The 17581-nt window shown below is 58.1% G+C and carries 18 protein-coding genes; 7 read left to right on the top strand and 11 right to left on the bottom strand.

The genetic code is table 11. The annotated features are described in order from the left end of the window. Nucleotides 1-43 precede the first annotated feature (43 nt). The 3 genes from T18_RS16970 to T18_RS16960 form a co-directional block, all read right to left on the bottom strand. Nucleotides 44-946 carry a DMT family transporter gene (locus T18_RS16970; RefSeq protein ID WP_038491748.1) on the bottom strand — a complete coding sequence of 301 codons (903 nt, stop codon included), beginning with the start codon at nt 944-946 and terminating at the stop codon, nt 44-46. A gap of 141 nt (nt 947-1087) precedes the next feature. Then, the gene (locus T18_RS16965) at nt 1088-1399 is read right to left on the bottom strand and encodes a hypothetical protein (protein ID WP_075807739.1); all 312 of its coding nucleotides are present in this window, start codon (nt 1397-1399) and stop codon (nt 1088-1090) included. Nucleotides 1400-1544: 145 nt separating this feature from the next. Next, on the bottom strand, nt 1545-2474 hold the full coding sequence (locus tag T18_RS16960; protein WP_038491745.1) for an EAL domain-containing protein: 930 nt from the start codon (nt 2472-2474) through the stop codon (nt 1545-1547). Nucleotides 2475-2683: 209 nt separating this feature from the next. Between T18_RS16960 and T18_RS16955 the strand changes: the two genes are divergently transcribed. Continuing rightward, nucleotides 2684-3886, top strand: coding sequence for a pyridoxal phosphate-dependent aminotransferase (locus T18_RS16955; protein ID WP_038492900.1), 1203 nt, complete (start codon nt 2684-2686; stop codon nt 3884-3886). Nucleotides 3887-3945: 59 nt separating this feature from the next. On the opposite strand, the gene T18_RS16950 is transcribed toward T18_RS16955, so the two are convergent. Continuing rightward, nucleotides 3946-5052, bottom strand: a complete 1107-nt coding sequence (locus T18_RS16950; protein ID WP_038491742.1) for a calcium:proton antiporter — start codon at nt 5050-5052, stop codon at nt 3946-3948. 197 nt (nt 5053-5249) lie between these two features. Between T18_RS16950 and T18_RS16945 the strand changes: the two genes are divergently transcribed. Beyond that, complete coding sequence (locus T18_RS16945; protein ID WP_003513427.1) at nt 5250-5516, top strand: DUF2188 domain-containing protein; 267 nt, start codon at nt 5250-5252, stop codon at nt 5514-5516. Between the two features lie 109 nt (nt 5517-5625). Here T18_RS16945 and T18_RS16940 read toward each other — a convergent pair whose 3' ends face one another. Further along, on the bottom strand, nt 5626-6570 hold the full coding sequence (locus T18_RS16940) for a LysR family transcriptional regulator (RefSeq protein WP_035251909.1): 945 nt from the start codon (nt 6568-6570) through the stop codon (nt 5626-5628). A 90-nt stretch (nt 6571-6660) separates the two neighbouring features. On the opposite strand from T18_RS16940, the gene T18_RS16935 reads away from it, so the two are divergent. Beyond that, a complete protein-coding gene (locus T18_RS16935) occupies nt 6661-7698 on the top strand; it encodes an NAD-dependent epimerase/dehydratase family protein (protein ID WP_038491739.1) in 1038 nt (345 codons plus the stop codon). Further along, on the top strand, nt 7698-8087 hold the full coding sequence (locus T18_RS16930) for a DUF6220 domain-containing protein (protein WP_038491736.1): 390 nt from the start codon (nt 7698-7700) through the stop codon (nt 8085-8087). The genes T18_RS16935 and T18_RS16930 overlap by 1 nt, the downstream gene beginning before the upstream one ends. 56 nt (nt 8088-8143) lie before the next feature. Here T18_RS16930 and T18_RS16925 read toward each other — a convergent pair whose 3' ends face one another. From T18_RS16925 to trxB, 4 genes are all read right to left on the bottom strand, one after another. Continuing rightward, entirely contained in the window at nt 8144-9256 is a 1113-nt protein-coding gene (locus T18_RS16925; RefSeq protein WP_038491733.1) for an alkene reductase, read from the bottom strand. Between the two features lie 127 nt (nt 9257-9383). Next, on the bottom strand, nt 9384-9674 hold the full coding sequence (locus T18_RS16920) for an ArsR/SmtB family transcription factor (RefSeq protein WP_003513408.1): 291 nt from the start codon (nt 9672-9674) through the stop codon (nt 9384-9386). Between the two features lie 598 nt (nt 9675-10272). After that, nucleotides 10273-11169, bottom strand: coding sequence for a LysR family transcriptional regulator VtlR (locus T18_RS16915; RefSeq protein ID WP_003513405.1), 897 nt, complete (start codon nt 11167-11169; stop codon nt 10273-10275). A 24-nt stretch (nt 11170-11193) separates the two neighbouring features. Further along, nucleotides 11194-12168, bottom strand: a complete 975-nt coding sequence (gene trxB, locus T18_RS16910; RefSeq protein ID WP_003513403.1) for a thioredoxin-disulfide reductase — start codon at nt 12166-12168, stop codon at nt 11194-11196. Between the two features lie 254 nt (nt 12169-12422). Between trxB and T18_RS16905 the strand changes: the two genes are divergently transcribed. Next, nucleotides 12423-12890: an Lrp/AsnC family transcriptional regulator gene (locus T18_RS16905; RefSeq protein WP_003513401.1), complete on the top strand. Its 468-nt coding sequence runs from the start codon at nt 12423-12425 to the stop codon at nt 12888-12890. 31 nt (nt 12891-12921) lie between these two features. Here T18_RS16905 and T18_RS16900 read toward each other — a convergent pair whose 3' ends face one another. Beyond that, nucleotides 12922-13977 (bottom strand): glycosyltransferase family 4 protein, encoded by a 1056-nt coding sequence (locus tag T18_RS16900; RefSeq protein ID WP_038491730.1) that lies wholly within the window; start codon nt 13975-13977, stop codon nt 12922-12924. Between the two features lie 91 nt (nt 13978-14068). Further along, complete coding sequence (greA, locus tag T18_RS16895; protein WP_003513396.1) at nt 14069-14545, bottom strand: transcription elongation factor GreA; 477 nt, start codon at nt 14543-14545, stop codon at nt 14069-14071. 221 nt (nt 14546-14766) lie between these two features. On the opposite strand from greA, the gene T18_RS16890 reads away from it, so the two are divergent. After that, complete coding sequence (locus T18_RS16890) at nt 14767-15999, top strand: putative DNA modification/repair radical SAM protein (RefSeq protein WP_013636565.1); 1233 nt, start codon at nt 14767-14769, stop codon at nt 15997-15999. Beyond that, entirely contained in the window at nt 15999-17444 is a 1446-nt protein-coding gene (locus T18_RS16885; protein ID WP_038491727.1) for a UdgX family uracil-DNA binding protein, read from the top strand. The genes T18_RS16890 and T18_RS16885 overlap by 1 nt, the downstream gene beginning before the upstream one ends. Nucleotides 17445-17581 lie beyond the last annotated feature (137 nt).

Here is a 17581-nt window from a genome sequence, read left to right as displayed (position 1 = left end):
GGTACGATTTTTCCTCGAAACAGAAAAATCAGTTCTTTCTGCTTCAGGCCGTTCCAACGACGGTTTTTTGCCGTTTACGCGTCAGTTCCGGCACCAGTTCGACGATCAATATAGCGGCGAAAATGATCACGCAGCCGATGTAACCGGCGTTGGAAATGGTTTCCTTCAGGAAAATCGACGCCAGCAAGGCACCGAAAAGCGCCTCTGAAGACAGAAATATCGCAGCCTGCGGCGCGGTCGTATACCGCTGGGCGACGACCTGCAAAACGAAGGCGAGGCCGGAGGATACGAGGCCGACGTATAGAATTTCCGCCAGCGACCCTTCTATGGACGCCATGCTGATGGGTTCTACCGCAAGGCCGATCATGCAACTCAAGAGAGAGCAAATCGCAAACTGAGTGCATGAGAGCGCAAGCGGCCGTCCGCTTTCGGAAACGAAACGACCTGCAAGCGTAATCTGGATTGCCCAGAAGAAGGCGCAGATGATGCTGAGAATATCGCCCTGCGTCAGCGTCTCGAGTGCGCCGCCCGAGAGCAGGAATATTCCGCCCAGCATCATCAGGGCGCCGGGCCAGACGATCCAGTGGGGATGGCGCCGGTAAAGAACGACGGCGATCACGGGCACGAAGATGACGTAAAGTCCCGTCAGGAAGCTGGAATTGGTGACGGTTGTAGTCAAAAGCCCGACCTGCTGCGTCGTCGCGCCGCCGAACAGGGCGAGGCCCACAAGGATGAAGCCGCCAATTTCCCTGCGACGTGGCGGCGATTTTTTCGAGCGGTTTTCCATCAGGGCGAATGGCAGCACGGCGATGGCGGCAATGGCGAAGCGTAAACCGACGAACCAAAATGGCCCGATCGAGGTCATGGCGGATGATTGTGCGACGAAACCGCCTCCCCAGATCGCCGCGGCGAGCAGAAGCAGCATGTTGGCCTGAATACGCGTCATTAATGGCACCAGCACAGCAGGGGCCCGAAGATCATTCCGTCGCGGCCTTGGCATTTCGGGGATTTTTGAAACGTCGTTCTGACGACTTCCCCTGTGCTTTAGCAGCAACACGCCGATGCCGCAAGTCGAGGAGAGGGCGGCTTACTTGTGGCGGCGGGCCTCGTCCTTCAGGCTTCGCCGGGTGAGCGCGAGGCCGCCTATGCCGAGGCTTATGAAGGCTGCGGCGGAGAAGATAACCAGCAACAGGTGGCCGCCTGCCCGCGCGGTTGCCGTCACCTGCGGAATAGAGGATGTCTGCAGGGTGTCGACTGCCTGAGGGGCTGCATTGGCCGAGGTTGCGATCCCGGCGGCCATGGTGACGACGACAAGAAAGGCGGCAATGGCCATCCAGAGGGAAAACAGCGTTCTCTGCGCCCTTAACCGTTCAACTGATGTCCTGTCGTTGGTAAACATGGCGATCGCCTCTTGTCCCTGTTCTCAAAGGATAAAAGAGGCTTCGAAATGGACGGCTTGGAGACCGAATTCAGGCGTTCCGCAGTATTTATTGTGGCAATATCGTGGCAAAGCCGATTTCGGGACAATTTCGCTGTCAACCGCCTCAAAGGCCGCGTTTTCCGAAGGTTCTGGTCTGGCGCAGGGTATGCGGCTCGGCTGGGCGGTCTTCACGCGGGAATGCCGGTGTCGCAGCGCTTCTGTCCGACCTTGGCGAGGGTGAAAAATATCCGCTGCCGAGTTCGGGAAAGCGAGCGTCGAAACTCGTCGGCGCTAGTTCGGGTTTTGCCAACACGTATCCCTGCATCAGCAGGACGCCGAGGTCCTCGCAGATATCCACCTGCCTGCCGGTTTCCAGTCCTTCGAACACCGGCTCTATCCCATCGTCGCGAAACTGGCTGACGATGACGCGCAGAAGGGCGGCCCCTGCCGAATTCTGCATGAAATCACGCACCCAGCCTGCCTCGAATTTCACATAGTCCGGCTTGATGAGTTTCACCCGGTCAATGTCGGAATCGCCCGCGCCATAATCGTCCAGCGCCACGCGAAAACCGATGTCGTGCATATGATAGGCGAAGTCGGCGACCATCTGCGTATCGGAGACTTTTTTCTCGGAGATTTCGCAGACGATGCGGTCTGCCGTCATGCCGGCCTCGTGGGCGGTAAGGCGCATGCGCTCCACTTCCTGACGCATCTTGGCCGGGGTCTGGAACAGGCCCGGATGGAAGTTGACGAAAACGCGGGCGCGCGAACGATTGAGCCTGCCGGTATTGAGAATGTGGATCGTGCGCAGAATACTGTCGATATTCTCTATATCTTCTGGCGCCACCAGCGAGAAGAATTCACCGGGTGTCACAGGTTCGCCGTTGCGATGGGGACGCACCAGGCCCTCGAAGGAATCGATGTCGAGAGCGCCGTTCATCGTTCGGCGAAAGATGGGCTGCAGGGCGGATTTCAAGTTGAAGGTGCCATAGGCCGTGGACCATGTGCCATCGACCTCGCGGACAAGACTGGAAAAGATGCTTTTGGGCGCCATTTTTCAACCAGCTACAGAGACACGACCTCTAGCCGGAGAATATAGCGCATCAAGCGTTACTTCCGGGTTAAGGAAGGTTTAAATTCTTCCCCGTGTCACATATGCTGCTTTTGACCTTGAAAGAGCGCCTGTCTTTCGACATAGAAAATGCCGCAGAAGACAGGATTTTCCGCCTCTGCCGATGTCAACCACAACAGGACCGATTAAAAATGGCCTTCCTTGCCGACATTCTCTCCCGCGTAAAGCCATCCGCCACCATCGCTGTTACCCAGAAAGCCCGTGAGCTTAAAGCGAAGGGCCGCGATGTGATCAGCCTTGGCGCCGGCGAGCCGGATTTCGATACGCCCGAAAACATCAAGGAAGCCGCCATTGACGCCATCAAGCGCGGCGAAACGAAATACACGCCCGTTTCAGGTATTCCTGAACTGCGCAAGGCGATTGCCGACAAGTTCAAGCGCGAAAACGGTCTGGACTACAAGCCGGAGCAGACCATCGTCGGCACCGGTGGCAAGCAGATCCTTTTCAACGCCTTCATGGCCACCCTCAACCCGGGTGACGAAGTCGTCATTCCTGCACCTTACTGGGTCAGCTATCCCGAAATGGTGGCTATCTGCGGCGGTACGCCTGTCTTCGTCGACACGACGCTCGAAGACAATTTCAAGCTGAAGCCGGAAGCGCTGGAAAAGGCGATCACGACGAAGACCAAGTGGTTCGTTTTCAACTCGCCGTCCAACCCTTCGGGCGCTGCCTATTCGCATGACGAGCTGAAGGCATTGACGGACGTGCTGGTCAAGCATCCGCACGTCTGGGTGCTGACTGATGACATGTACGAACACCTGACCTATGGCGACTTCAAATTCGTCACGCCGGTTGAGGTGGAGCCTTCGCTCTATGACCGCACGCTTACGATGAACGGCGTCTCCAAGGCCTATGCCATGACCGGCTGGCGTATCGGCTATGCAGCCGGCCCGCTGCCGCTCATCAAGGCCATGGATATGATCCAGGGCCAGCAGACCTCGGGCGCCAGCTCGATTGCTCAGTGGGCGGCTGTCGAAGCGCTGAACGGCACGCAGGATTTCATTCCGGCCAACAAGAAGATTTTTGAAGGCCGCCGCGATCTCGTCGTCTCCATGCTCAACCAGGCGAAAGGCATCAATTGCCCGGCTCCGGAAGGCGCATTCTACGTCTATCCGTCCTGCGCCGGCATGATCGGCAAGACCGCGCCGTCCGGCAAGGTCATCGAGTCGGATGTGGATTTCGTCTCCGAGCTTCTGGAAGCCGAAGGTGTTGCCGTCGTGCAAGGATCGGCGTTCGGCCTCGGCCCGAACTTCCGCATTTCCTACGCCACGTCGGAAGCACTGCTGGAAGAGGCCTGCAAGCGCATCCAGCGCTTCTGCGCCGATTGCCGCTGATCGGTCTAGGATATTGAATAACAAAGCCCGGCAGCGATGCCGGGCTTTTTTTGTTGCGGCTAAAGCCCGAGAAACAACAGCATGATGAAGGTGGCGAAGAGGATGAAATGCGTCATTCCCTCGATCGCGTTGGTTTCACCGTCATTGAGGTTGATGGCGGCAGCAATGAGGGTGATGAAGACCATGACCGTCTGAACCGGCGTCATCGCCATGATGAACGGCTGACCGGTGTAGAGTGCGATGCCCTCCATCACAGGCACGGTGAGGATGACCGTCGAAAGCGATGCGCCCATGGCGATATTGACCACGGCCTGCATGCGGTTGCGCAATGCGGACCTGAGCGCGGTCAGGATTTCCGGTGATGCTGAGATCGTCGCGACCACGACGGCCATCAGTGCCGGTGGCGCGCTTGTGCCCTCGAGGCTCTGGCTTAGGAAGGCCGCCATGAATTCCGCCAGCACGCCGATCAGTACGACGCCCGCGATGATGAGACCGATGGAGAGGGACACGCTGCCCTCATCCTCGTCCTCCGTGTGATCGCCGGATGGATGACCGCTGGGATGAGCCTTGCGGGGATAGGCGTAGCTGAAGAAATAGCTGTGCGGACCAACCTGCATTTTCAGGAACAGCGCATAAAGCGCGATCATTGCGACGATGGTGAAGGCCGAATAGACGTGCCAGCTTTCCTTGGGGATGAATTCCGGCACGATCATCGAGATGCCCATGGCAGTCAGGATCATGACGCCGTAGGTCTTGCCTGAGTCGTCATTGTAGGGCTGCTCGCCGTGGCGAAGGCCTCCCAGCAGGGCGGCCAGTCCCAGAATGCCGTTGATGTCGATCATCACGGCGGAATAGATCGTGTCACGCACGAGCGTCGGCGAATTGGATTCGCTCATGATGATGGCAAGGATCAACACTTCCACCGCCACGGCAGACAGCGTCAGGATCATCGTGCCATAGGGGTCGCCGACCTTGGCGGCGAGGATTTCGGCGTGGTGGGCAACCCGCATCGACACCAGAACGATCATCCCGATCAGGGCGATCGCGGCAATCAGCGACGCCGTTTTGCCGGCCTCGAATATCGCATGTTCGGCCATATAGGCGACAACTGCCACCGGCATTGCCAGCAGCAACATGCGCTCCTGCTTTAGAATAGAACCCGCCATCGATTTCCCTTCCCCTGAGAGTGTGAGGCTGTGACGTATCGTCGTTAAGATCAAGCAGGATTTGCGCTTGAGTGCTTTTGGTAGGATAGTGGTACAGTCAAGGACATGCTGCTCATGCCGTGTTGTCCCCCGTTGGGTGCAATGCTTGAAGCGCGGTTGTGGTTGCCATGTCGCCTACTGAAACAGGAGGAACATGCATGACAAAAGTGGTATATGAAGTCGTGGAACATGACGGTGGCTTCGCCTACCGCATGAACGGCGCTTATTCCGAAACATTTCCTACCTATGCCGATGCGGTCGAGGCCGCGCGCATCGTTGCTGCCGAACAGCAGGTGGGCGGCGATGACGAGGAAATCAGCTATCAGGACGAACGCGGCCAGTGGCATGAGGAATACAGCCAGGGCGGCGACCGGCCGGAGGCGGAAGTGGTCGACAAGATTTCACCGCCGGCCAGACCGTTTTGATGGAGTGCGTCAACATTTCCGGTGAGAACAGCATCACCATCCATGCGTCGCCGGTCTGTCTTGCGGATTTGCGGGCGCAAGGCCGTGCGGCATCGATGCTGTAATGGCGCTAGCGTCGTTGCGGCGGGGCGCCCGGATCGGTTTCCTTCAGGTGGGCCTTCAGGCCGTCGACAAGGGCGCTGAACACGGCACGGCATCGCGGCGAGGTCTTGAGATTTTCATGCATCGCGACCCATGCGTGCAGCGGGATGTCGGTTTTCGGAAGGACCTGGACAAGCCGCGGATCCTTGCGCGCCAGGCCGATCTGACAGACGCCGATGCCTGCGCTGGCGCGGATCATGGCAAGCTGGGCGAGGTTGCTGTCGGCGCGAATTTCGAAGGAAATTTCTTCGATATCGGGTATTTCCGGATCGAGCGAGCGCATGCGCTGGATCGCCGCCCTGATGAAAGGCGTCTTGCGGTCGAAACCGATCATACGGTGGTTGTTCAGTTCTTCCATGTTTTTCGGGGTGCCGGCTCTTGCCAGATAGTCGCGTGTGGCATGAAATCCCAGACGGAAATTGCCGATATAGCGCATGACGATGGCATCCTGCTGCGGTTCGGTCATGCGGATGGCGATATCAGCCTCGCGCCGCAAAAGGTCTTCCAGCGTGTCGGAGAGTGAAAGTTCTATTTCAAGCCGGGGGTGAATCTCCTGCATGGCAGCGATGATCGGCGGCAGCATTTCAACGCCGATGATGTCCGATGCGCTGATACGCACGGTTCCTTCGATCTTGCCGACCTCGCCGGAGGCCGCCCGCATAAGAGCCGCAGCCGTCGCCGCCAGATTTTCCGCATAGGGCCGGAGCGCCAGCGCCGCTTCCGTCGGCATCAGCCCGTGCGGCGAGCGGATGAACAGCGGAAAGCCGATGGCCTCTTCCAGCGCTCCGATATGGCGCCCAGCTGTCGGTTGGGTAATGCCGAGTTCGCGGGCGGCGGCGGAAAGCGAGCCGTCGCGCAGCACGCTGAGGAAGGTGCGGTAAAAATCCCAGCTGACATCGCGGCTTCTGATTATAAGATTTTGTATAGCGGCTCCACTCTTTTGGACAATTTCGTATATCGCCTGATGGCCCGATACTCCAGCCCAGAAGAAGGAGTAACGGCAATGATATATGAAATCCACGCAAATACAGCAGAGAATAACCGGCCTCTGGCGCTGATTGTTGGGGCGAATGGTGGCGTCGGCAGCCATGTCTCGAAGATGTTGTTGCAGCGCGGCTGGCGGGTGCGGGCGATGACTCGCCGATCGGCACCAGTTGATGCCGTCGATGGCATCGAGCGCGTGATTGGCGATGCCATGAACCGGGAGGATGTGGTGAAGGCGGCAAAAGGCGCCGGGCTCATCGTCCATGCGGTCAATCCTCCGGGATATCGCAACTGGGACAGCCAAGTGCTGCCGATGCTCGACAATACCATTGCCGCTGCCGAGGCCTGCGGGGCAAGGATCGTGTTTCCAGGCAGCATCTATAATTTTGGCCCGGATGCCTTTCCGCTTCTGACGGAGGACAGTCCGCAAAAGCCTTTCACCCGCAAGGGCGGCTTGCGCGTTGAAATGGAGCGGCGTTTGAAAATGGCGTCGATGCGCGGCGTGCCGGTCCTGATCGTCCGCACCGGTGATTTCTTTGGTCCTGACGCGAAGAACAACTGGTTTTCGCAGATGCTGGTGCGACCGGGCAAGCCGGTTCGCAGCGTTCAGAATCCAGCAGTACCGAATGCCGGGCATCAATGGGCCTATCTGCCGGATGTTGCGGAGATAATCGGACGGCTGCTCGATCGCTCGGACGAGCTTCAGACGTTTGCCGTCTACCACATGGAGGGTGTCTGGGATTTCGACGGGCTGCAACTGGTTGGGGCAATCGAGCGGGCCGTCGGCCATCCGGTCAAGATGCGGCGGCTTTCGTGGTTAGCCGTCGGGCTGGCTGCACCGTTCGTTCCCCTGTTCCGCGAAGTCATGGAAATGAAATATCTGTGGCAGATGCCGATCCGGATGAGCAACCGCAAGCTTGTGGAATTCCTCGGCGCGGAACCGCGAACGCCGATCGATGCGGCAGTATCGGAAACACTGGCGAGCCTTGGGTGTCTCGCCGAGGTGCAGCAACCGGCGGGCCTTCATCATGCGACCGATGCCGGGGGTAGGGTGTGATGGTTACAGTGGCTAATGGATTTTCCCGGCGGCGCCGTATGTTCGCCGTGATTTCGGCAGGCGTGCCGGTGTTGATTTTCGCGCAGGTGCTGCTGGCCGGGCTGTCGATCTATTATGACGGATCGCTGCTTGTGGTTCACAAAGGGCTTGGCATGCTGATCGCCGTTCCCATTGTATCTCTGGTCGTGCTCGCCCTTCGTCATGATGACCTCCGGCCAAACCTTGGGCGCGCGCTCGTGCTGCTCGCTCTCTACTGCCTTCAGGTGGCGTTGATGAGCATCGGTCGGGAAACGGGCAGTGGCTTTCTGCAGGCGCTGCATGTGGCCAACGCCTTCGTAATGGGCGCATTTTCAGACTTTGCTGCGCGGAAGGCGCGAGGCCTTTCCTGAAACGGCAAAACGCCGCACCGCTGTGGAGCGGTGCGGCGTTTCAAGTTTAGCACTGATCAGCCAAGAGCAGGGTAGTCGGTATAGCCTTCAGCCCCGCCACCATAGAAGGTCGGCTGGTTCGGCTCGTTCAGCGGCGCGTTGTCCTTGAGGCGGCGCACCAGATCCGGGTTGGCGATGAAGGCCTTGCCAAAGGCCACGGCATCAACCTTGCCGCTTTCCACCGCCTCGATGGCGCTCTCACGGTCGTAGCCATTGTTGGCGATCCACAGGCCCTTGCCGCCCGCACTGCGATAGGCGGCCTTGAAGGTTGCGTAATCGAAGGGCTTGTCGCCCTGCTTGAAGTCGCGCGGACCACCGGTCGCACCTTCAACAACATGGATGAAGGCGAGATTGCGTTTGCCGAGTTCTTCCGCAACGTAATTATAGAGCGGCTGCGGGTCGGCCTCGAAAATGTCGTTGGCGGGCGTGACGGGGGACAGGCGAATGCCGGTGCGGCCTGCGCCAATCTCTTCCGCAACCGCATCGACGACTTCGAGGAGGAAGCGGGCGCGGTTTTCGATCGAGCCGCCATATTCGTCGGTGCGCTGGTTGGTGCTGGACTTCAGGAACTGCTCGATCAGATAACCGTTGGCGGCATGGATTTCGACACCGTCGAAACCGGCCTCAAGTGCGGCGCGCGCGCCGGTCCGGTAATCTTCAAGGATAAGACCGATATCGTCGATGGTCAGTGCGCGTGGCTCGGAGGTTTCCGCAAACGCGCCGGTGCCGTCATCATTGATGATATAGGTCTTGGACTTGGCGATAATCGCGGAAGGGGCGACCGGCTGTCCGCCATGCGGCTGGAGCGAGGTGTGGGAAATGCGTCCCACGTGCCAAATCTGCGCGACGATCTTGCCGCCGGCGACATGCACGCCATCCGTGATCTTTTTCCATCCCTCAACCGCTTCCTTCTTATAGAGGCCCGGAACATCCGCGTAACCCTGACCTTGCTGGGAAATCGGCGTGCCTTCGGTCACGATCAGACCGGCTGTTGCGCGCTGCTCGTAATAGGTGGCGTTGAGATTATTGGGAATTGCCCCCGGCGAGCGGTTGCGGGTGAGGGGAGCCATGACGATACGGTTGGCGAGTGCGATATCGCCGGCCTGTGCCGGTTCGAAAAGACTTGTCATGCGACTTCACTTTCTGGTCGGTTGGCGAAATTGCGCGGCTGGCGCGCTTTCCTAATGTATGGGCATCGGAGAGAAAACCGCCTTGCAGTTTCCGGTCCGACGCCCCGGTCTTATAAGCTTGGGAGGCTCAAAGATTGGCTTGCAGATAATTGCGGAAGGCGTCGATGGTTTCCTCATTGCGTTCGAAAAACACCCATTGCCCAACTTTCTTTGACCTTATCAGGCCAGCTGCCTGCAAAACCGCCAGATGTGAGGAGACCGTCGATTGCGACAGGCCGCTGATCTGGAACTGATTGGCGCATACGCCCATGCTGAGCGGATGGTCCTGACAGAAGTGACTTTCAGGGCTCTTCAGCCACTCGAGGAACTTCAGCCTTGCGGGGTGTGAAAGGGCTTTGAGGATTTCCTCCGGGTTCATCTGCGTTTCTCTAATATCTGACATGTTCGATATTTATATCGATAGTTTCCGATATACAATTCACGTCTCTGTGAGGTTGTCGCCCGGGCCGAGAACAGCGCGCAAAAAAATGGCCGCCGGATTTCTCCGCGGCCAATGAGTTTGAAGGTTAAAACCTCCAGAGGGGAACAGCTGTCGCGTGCATAGGCAGGCGTGACAGCTGATTGAAATATGGGAGTGGCAAGAATGCAAAACAAGGTTGCATCATGCGATATTTCGCCAAATTGGAGAAAATTCTTGCGGGTAAAAAAAGAGGGCCGCCGGATAAATCCAGGGCCCTTTAAGTGTGAAGGTCAAAAACCTCCAGAGGGGAACAGCTGATGCGGTGGAACTGGGAGGAAAAGCCACCGTGTGCATCAACTGAGAGCGATATGGTGCTTTTTTGTGCACGAAACAACTCTTTTTTGTGCAGGTCAGACATGCGTGCGATGCAGGTCTGGATATTTCCGGTATAATTTATGTGCAAAGCTGAAGCGCGGCGCGTCTGGCGCGCCGCCATCTTGGGAAGGCCAACTCCATGAATTAGTATGATATTTTGTGGCGCTGGCCTATTTAAACGTCAGAAGTTCCAGTTCCGTGCCTTGGCAACGACGAAGTCGCGGAAGGCTTTCAGTTTTGCAGCGTTTTTCATCTCGTCCGGGTAACAGAAGTAGGTGTCGAACGAGGGAATATCGGCGGCAAGCGACAACTGAATCAATCCCGGATCGCGCCCGACGATGTAATCCGGCAAACAGGCGATACCTATTCCCAGCAGGCAGGCGCGCTTGATCGAGGTCTGGCTGTTGATCTGAAGATGCGGAATGCGGGTGTTGTCCGACGAGCGTCCCGCATTTTCCAGCCAGTTGACATCAAGCAGATAGTTGGGTGCCGGTTCGCCGAAGGAGATGATGCGGTGGTTGTCCAGATCCTCGATCGACTGCGGCTCGCCGTGGCGGTTGATGTAGGACGGCGCCGCATAGACGTGCATGTGAACCGTGAACAGCTTGCGCTGGATAAGGTCGGACTGTTGCGGCTGGCGCAGGCGGATGGCGCAATCGGCGTGGCGCATGTTCACATCCAGTTCCTCATTGTCGAGGATGAGCTGGATCGACATTTCCGGATAGAGCTGCAGGAATTCCTGCACCTTGTCCGTGAGCCAGCCCTGACCGAGACCAACCGTCGTCGTCACGCGCAGCTTGCCGCTCGGCTTCTCCGTCGTTTCGGTCAGTTGCATCTTGACGGTTTCGAGCTTTAGCAACACGTCATGGGCGGTGCGATACAGCAGTTCGCCCTGCTCGGTGAGGATAAGACCTCTGGCGTGGCGGTGAAACAGCTTCACGCCAACATCCTGTTCCAGCGCGCTGACCTGGCGGCTGATGGCCGACTGGGACAAATGCAGCTTGTCGGCAGCGTGGGTAAAAGACCCCGCTTCGGCTGCGGCATGAAAAATGCGCAGTTTATCCCAGTCCAATGGCATTGCCATGCCTATCCTGCCTTTCGGTTATTCGGCTGCTACCGCAAGCGGCTGCTGCGCGGTGAGGTACCGTTCTGCTTCGAGGGCGGCCATACAGCCCATACCGGCTGCGGTGATGGCCTGACGGTATATGTCGTCGGTAACGTCGCCGGCGGCGAAAATACCTTCCACGTCGGTAGCGGTGGAATCGGGCGCGGTCCACATGTAGCCATTGTCCTTGAGCTTCACCTTGCCCTTGAACAGTTCGACGGCCGGCGCGTGGCCGATGGCGACGAAGACGCCGTCGATGGGCGTATCGCTGATCACACCGGTCTTGGTGTCACGCAGTCGCACACCCGAAACAGAGGGTGGCATTGGCGGCTTGGCGGGAGCGCCGGTGATTTCGGCGATTTCCGTGTTCCACAGGATCTTGACGTTTTCCTTGGCGAAGAGCCGTTCCTGAAGGATTTTCTCCGAGCGGAAACTGTCGCGGCGGTGCACGACGGTTACGGACTTGGCGATATGGGCGAGATAGAGCGCTTCCTCCACGGCAGAGTTGCCGCCGCCGACCACGATCACATCCTTGTTGCGATAGAAGAAACCGTCGCAGGTGGCGCAGGCGGAAACGCCGAAGCCCTGAAAGTGCTGCTCACTCTCGATACCGAGCCACTTGGCCTTTGCGCCTGTTGCGATGATCAGCGTGTCGGCGGTCCAGACCTGACCGGAATCGGTCTTGACCACGAAGGGGCGCGTGTTGGTTTCGACTTCGGTCACGAGGTCGCTGACGATTTCCGCACCCACATGCGTCGCCTGCTTCAGCATCTGGTCCATCAGCCAGGGGCCCTGGATCGGATCGGCAAAGCCCGGATAGTTTTCGACGTCGGTGGTGATCATCAGCTGGCCACCCTGTTCCATGCCGGCAATCAGCACGGGTTTCAGCATTGCGCGGGCCGCGTAGATCGCCGCGGTATAACCGGCGGGACCAGAGCCAATGATCAATACCTTGGTATGGCGGGCAGACATGGAAACAATCCTTTTTAAAGTAGCGGGGCCTTTCGGCGGCAGAACATTCCAGCCGCAGCACGGTGGACGGGCCGCAACCCCTTCGTTGCCCGGTATTTAAGGTTGTCTAGTGCCTTTATTCAAGGGCAGCCTTGCGTTACCAACAAGGCAGTTGTGGATGCGTGCGCAATTTTGTGACCGGCCGGCGGCATATTGTTGCGAATCCTGCGCCTGGTAGTACAAGGAAGTTCTCCGGCTTAACGAGGAACCTCTCCGTGACCAGCGTCGAACTCGATGCCATCGATCTGAAAATTCTGCGCGAATTGCAGCGCGACGGGCGCATGACCAACGTGGAGCTGGCCGAAAGGGTCGGTATTTCCGCGCCGCCGTGCCTCAGGCGCGTCCGCAAGCTGGAAGAAGCCGACGTGATCGAGGGTTATCACGCCATGTTGAACGCGCCGAAGCTCGGTTTCGATCTCGTTGCCTTCTGCATGGTCGGCCTCAAGCGCCAGTCGGACAGCAATCTGAAAGCCTTTGCAGCGGCGACGGCCGGATGGTCGCTGGTGCGCCAGGCCTGGATGGTATCCGGCGAAAGCGATTTCCTTCTGCATTGCATCGCCAGAAACCTGACCGAGTTTCAGGATTTCGTCATCGAGGTTCTGACAGCGGACGAAAACGTCGACACCGTGCGCACCATGCTCACCATCCGTCAGGTCAAGCGCGTCGGTCTGGTGGAAATCTGATCGCCGGACCTTTGAGTGATTGCGCCGGCGCTTACCCGCGCCGCAACGCGTCATAGATCGTGCCGAGGCTTGTCGCCTCTTTTTCCAGCGGAAATGCAGTGCGCACATGCGAAAGTCCGGCACGGGCATGGTCCCTGGCGAGAGCAGGATCGGCAAGATAGGTTTTAATGGCATCCCGCAGGGACGCGTAGTCGCCGGCCTCAACGACCATGCCGGTCTCGCCCTTGACGATCATTTCCTCATAGGCGCCGGCATTGCTGGCAACGACAGCCGTCTCGGACGCCATGGCTTCCAGTGGCGTCAGGCCAAAGCCCTCGTTGCGTGACGGTGCGACATAGAGGGTTAGCCGCCGATACCAGGGCTTGATGTCGTCCACCTCGCCCTGAAACGCGATGCGGTCCGCAAGGCCGGCTGCTGCGACATCGGCCACGAGCTTGTCGGCGAAGGCCTTGTGCTCTGCGGTCACGCGGCCGGAGATGACGGCTGTCCATTCGGGATAGTCGGGCAGAAGTTCGATCATGGCGCGCACGAAAAGGTCTGTTCCCTTCTGGTGGCGCACCCGTCCGAAACATCCGATGAGAAATTGCCCAGGCAGGCCGGTCGAAGCGATCGTATCCTCCGGGCCGGTTGCGGGATGAAACAGCTCGGTATCGACGCCATGCATGACGACGCTGTGTGGTACTTCCAGAAACGAGCCTGAGCGGCCGCTTGTCGCGACGACCGCATCCATTTTTGAAATCAGAAAGCGGGTATAGGCGGAATGTCGCCTTTGCGCCGCCGAGGTGAACATCAGCTTCACCTTCATGCGCAGCACGTCACGCATGAGAATGCCCGGCAACATTTCGAGATTGCGGCGGGCGTGCCAGATGCGCGGACCGCTGAGCGGGCCGTTTTGCCAGAGCCGCCACAGATCACGGAAGCGAACATGTGGCAGATGCTGCGGCAGGCCCGGGCCGATGACGCCCATTTTCTGACCCAGCCGGTTTTGTACCGGAATAAGCTGCACGATGGTGGAGGTAACGCCGGAGAGCCTGCGCTTGAAGTTCGGCGCAAGCACCTGCACATCTTTCAGACTGGCGTGGGACAAGATGGGCTTCCGTCTTTGCGGCTAAGGCAGGATGTTCAGTTCAGGATATCAATGCAATGCGCCCGAGGGGCGCATTGCATGAAAGGGCAGATCAGCCCCACTGTACGGCGAGAATCTCGTAACCCTTGGCGCCGCCCGGTGCATTGACTTCGATGCTGTCACCGACTTCCTTGCCGATGAGGGCGCGGGCGATGGGCGAGGAAATGGAAATGCGTCCAGCCTTCACATCGGCTTCCTGGTCGCCAACGATCTGATAGATTCTTTCCTCGTCGCTATCCTCGTCGATCAGCTTGACGGTAGCGCCGAACTTGATCTTGGAACCGGACATCTTGGACAGGTCGATGACTTCCGCGCGTGCGGTCAAGTCTTCGAGTTCAGTGATGCGGCCTTCGTTATGGCTCTGGGCTTCCTTGGCAGCGTGGTATTCGGCATTTTCCGAAAGGTCGCCATGGGCGCGCGCCTCCGCAATTGCCTCGATGATACGGGGACGCTCCTCCTGCTGGCGAAAGCGCAGCTCCTCCTGCAGCTTGATGAATCCACCGTGCGTCATCGGTACTTTTTCTACCATTTTTTTATCCTTCGCAGTCCTGTCGCTTTACTTGCAGACACAAAAAGAAACAGGTTCCGGAGGGGAACTCCGGAACCATGCCAAAATCATAACTAAGCCGACTATATCAGAAGACGACAACGAAATGCCAGCAAATTTGAGACGGGCATTTTCTTGCATTCGTTCAGGGCTTTAACAGATGAGATTGACATTTTTCAATAGAACATATAGTGAACATAACCATGAAGAAGTCAATCAGGCAACGGCTGGCCATTCTTTCCGATGCGGCCAAATACGATGCGTCCTGTGCCTCCAGCGGCACGACGAAACGCAGCTCTGCTGCATCCGGCGGACTTGGCTCCACGGAGGGGTCGGGCATATGCCATGCCTATGCGCCGGACGGGCGCTGCATTTCGCTCCTGAAGATACTGCTCACCAATTTCTGTATCTATGATTGCGCCTATTGCATCAATCGTTCTTCGAGCAATGTCGAGCGGGCGCGGTTTACTGCCGAGGAGGTGGTGTGGCTGACGCTGGAGTTCTATCGGCGCAACTATATCGAGGGGCTGTTTCTCTCTTCCGGCATTATCCGCTCGTCCGATCATACGATGGAAGAGATGGTGCGGGTGGCGCGGGAACTGCGCGTCACGCATGGCTTTCGCGGCTACATCCATCTGAAATCCATTCCCGAAGCATCGCCAAAGCTTATTGAGGAAGCGGGGCTTTACGCCGACCGGCTGTCGATCAACATCGAATTGCCGACTGATAGCGGCGTCAGCCGTTTTGCGCCGGAAAAGCAGCCCGCCAATATTCGCCGCTCGATGGCTGATATCCGCCTGAAGATCGAGGAGGCGGGGGAGCCGACCGTCAGGACGCGAAAGACCAAACGTTTTGCGCCTGCAGGACAGAGCACGCAGATGATCGTTGGGGCGGATGGGGCTGATGACAGCACCATTCTGTCCACGAGCGCTCGGCTTTATGGCAGCTATGGTTTGCGGCGCGTCTATTATTCGGCTTTCAGCCCCATTCCGGATTCGTCGAAGAACCTGCCGCTCATCAAGCCGCCTTTGATGCGGGAACACAGGCTTTATCAGGCCGACTGGCTTTATCGTTTTTATGGGTTCGACATTGGTGAAATAACCGCGATCGGCGGTAACGGAATGCTCGATCTCGATATAGATCCGAAGCTTGCCTGGGCGCTGAAAAATCGCGACCGTTTTCCAGTGGACGTGAACGTGGCGGATCGCGAAATATTGCTGCGCGTGCCCGGCTTCGGTACCAAGACGGTCGCCTCGATCCTGTCTTCACGCCGGTTTCGACGGTTGCGGCTGGAGGATATCGCCCGCTTCGGCGTTTCCCTGAAAAAGGTGAAGGCCTTCATCGTTGCCGAGGGCTGGACGCCGGGCAAGCTGACTGAACGGCCGGATTTGCGAGCGATGTTTGCTCCGCAGCCCGAACAATTATCGCTGCTGTGATGTACGGCCCGGTTCTGGAAGGGCGGGGCGATTTCGGCGAGTGGCGTGATGCGGCGCGCGCGGCTCTCGCCGCCAATGTGCCGCCGGAGGCGATTGACTGGCGGTTGCGGGATGAGAAAGCCGGGCTTCTCGATTTTGCCGGAGAGCCTTTGCCGGCGGCCCGTGCGGATGACGTGCAGGTGTCCGTTCCAGCCTCCTTCGTGACTTTGGCGCAAGCGATTATCTGTCATAGCGATCCGGGTCGTTTCGCACTGCTTTACCGGTTGGTGTGGCGGCTGAAGCGGGAGCGCGCCCTGTTGCAGTTCAAGTCCGATGCGGATGTTTTCGAAGCCCGGCAGCTTGAAAAATCGGTCCGCCGCGATTGTCACAAGATGACGGCCTTTGTTCGCTTCAAGGAATTATCCTTGCCGCAGGGGCAGGGCGGGCGGCGGCGCTTCGTCGCATGGTTCGAGCCGGATCACTTCATCGTCGAGCGCACGGCCCCGTTTTTCCAGCGGCGGTTCACGGATATGGACTGGCTGATCGCGACACCGAACGGCTCCGCGCGGTGGGACGGAAACGTGCTGGAGACATCGCGGCAGGCCGCGTCCAAGCCTGAGCTGACGGATGAAACGGACGAGCTGTGGCGAACCTATTATGCCAACATATTCAATCCGGCGCGTCTGAAGATAAAAGCGATGACGGCAGAGATGCCAAAGAAATACTGGAAAAATTTGCCGGAAGCCGAGCTTATTCCAGGTCTCGTTCTTGGTGCCGAGGCGCGGGTGCTGGAGATGGCGGCAAAGGCTGCGAGCCAGCCGCAACCATTCCATCACCGCCTGCAGGCCGCGGCCTCGGCGCGTGAAGAGCCGCCACCGGCGCCGGACGGTACGCTCGCTTCATTGGCGCGGGAGGCTGGCCAATGCACGCGCTGCGCCCTGCATTGCAAGGCAACGCAGACAGTGTTCGGCATGGGACCTGAAGATGCGAAAGTGATGATCGTCGGGGAGCAGCCGGGAGATCACGAGGATCTTGCCGGAAAACCTTTCGTCGGTCCCGCTGGTCAGTTGTTCGACCGGACATTGGTTGAAGTCGGTATTGACCGCAAAAAGCTTTATGTCACCAACGCCGTCAAACACTTCAAATACGAGGCCCGCGGCAAGCGGCGCATTCACCAGCGGCCGGATGCGGGCGAGGTGCAGCAATGCCGCTGGTGGCTTAACAAGGAAATCGAGCTGGTACGGCCGAAGCTTATCGTTGCCATGGGTGCAACTGCGCTTTATGCGCTGACAGGCGGAAAGGAAAAGGTGTCCGAGGTTCGGGGTCGCCCGATACCGATGCAGGAGGAGCGGACGCTTTTTGTCACGGTGCACCCTTCCTATCTTCTTCGCCTTCCCGACTCGCAGCAGAAGGTGGCGGAAATGCAGAATTTCAGGAATGAAATTGATTTTATAAGATTATTCTAATAGACTGTTTTGTGTGTTGCTATGCTATATTGGATGATCATCGCTGTCTTCATCGATACGATTAAATTTTTGTTTATTGGTTATTTTTATTGAAATTTTATACTTGATACTATAATTCAGATATTTATATTTATTCA

This window comes from Rhizobium sp. TBD182, assembly GCF_001950375.1.
Taxonomy (GTDB): Bacteria; Pseudomonadota; Alphaproteobacteria; order Rhizobiales; family Rhizobiaceae; genus Agrobacterium; species Agrobacterium tumefaciens.
The sequence above is the reverse complement of the archived record's forward strand: the minus strand, read 5'-3'. Positions and strand labels throughout refer to the sequence as shown.

Coding starts and splice junctions, on each gene's coding strand:
- T18_RS16915 (WP_003513405.1), bottom strand. CDS start 11,169: ATGCCATTGGACTGGGATAAACTGCGCATTTTTCATGCCGCAGCCGAA.
- trxB (WP_003513403.1), bottom strand. CDS start 12,168: ATGTCTGCCCGCCATACCAAGGTATTGATCATTGGCTCTGGTCCCGCC.
- T18_RS16945 (WP_003513427.1), top strand. CDS start 5,250: ATGACAAAAGTGGTATATGAAGTCGTGGAACATGACGGTGGCTTCGCC.
- T18_RS16920 (WP_003513408.1), bottom strand. CDS start 9,674: ATGAACCCGGAGGAAATCCTCAAAGCCCTTTCACACCCCGCAAGGCTG.
- T18_RS16885 (WP_038491727.1), top strand. CDS start 15,999: ATGTACGGCCCGGTTCTGGAAGGGCGGGGCGATTTCGGCGAGTGGCGT.
- T18_RS16930 (WP_038491736.1), top strand. CDS start 7,698: ATGGTTACAGTGGCTAATGGATTTTCCCGGCGGCGCCGTATGTTCGCC.
- T18_RS16965 (WP_075807739.1), bottom strand. CDS start 1,399: ATGTTTACCAACGACAGGACATCAGTTGAACGGTTAAGGGCGCAGAGA.
- T18_RS16890 (WP_013636565.1), top strand. CDS start 14,767: ATGAAGAAGTCAATCAGGCAACGGCTGGCCATTCTTTCCGATGCGGCC.
- T18_RS16960 (WP_038491745.1), bottom strand. CDS start 2,474: ATGGCGCCCAAAAGCATCTTTTCCAGTCTTGTCCGCGAGGTCGATGGC.
- T18_RS16925 (WP_038491733.1), bottom strand. CDS start 9,256: ATGACAAGTCTTTTCGAACCGGCACAGGCCGGCGATATCGCACTCGCC.
- T18_RS16955 (WP_038492900.1), top strand. CDS start 2,684: ATGGCCTTCCTTGCCGACATTCTCTCCCGCGTAAAGCCATCCGCCACC.
- T18_RS16950 (WP_038491742.1), bottom strand. CDS start 5,052: ATGGCGGGTTCTATTCTAAAGCAGGAGCGCATGTTGCTGCTGGCAATG.
- T18_RS16935 (WP_038491739.1), top strand. CDS start 6,661: ATGATATATGAAATCCACGCAAATACAGCAGAGAATAACCGGCCTCTG.
- T18_RS16970 (WP_038491748.1), bottom strand. CDS start 946: ATGACGCGTATTCAGGCCAACATGCTGCTTCTGCTCGCCGCGGCGATC.
- greA (WP_003513396.1), bottom strand. CDS start 14,545: ATGGTAGAAAAAGTACCGATGACGCACGGTGGATTCATCAAGCTGCAG.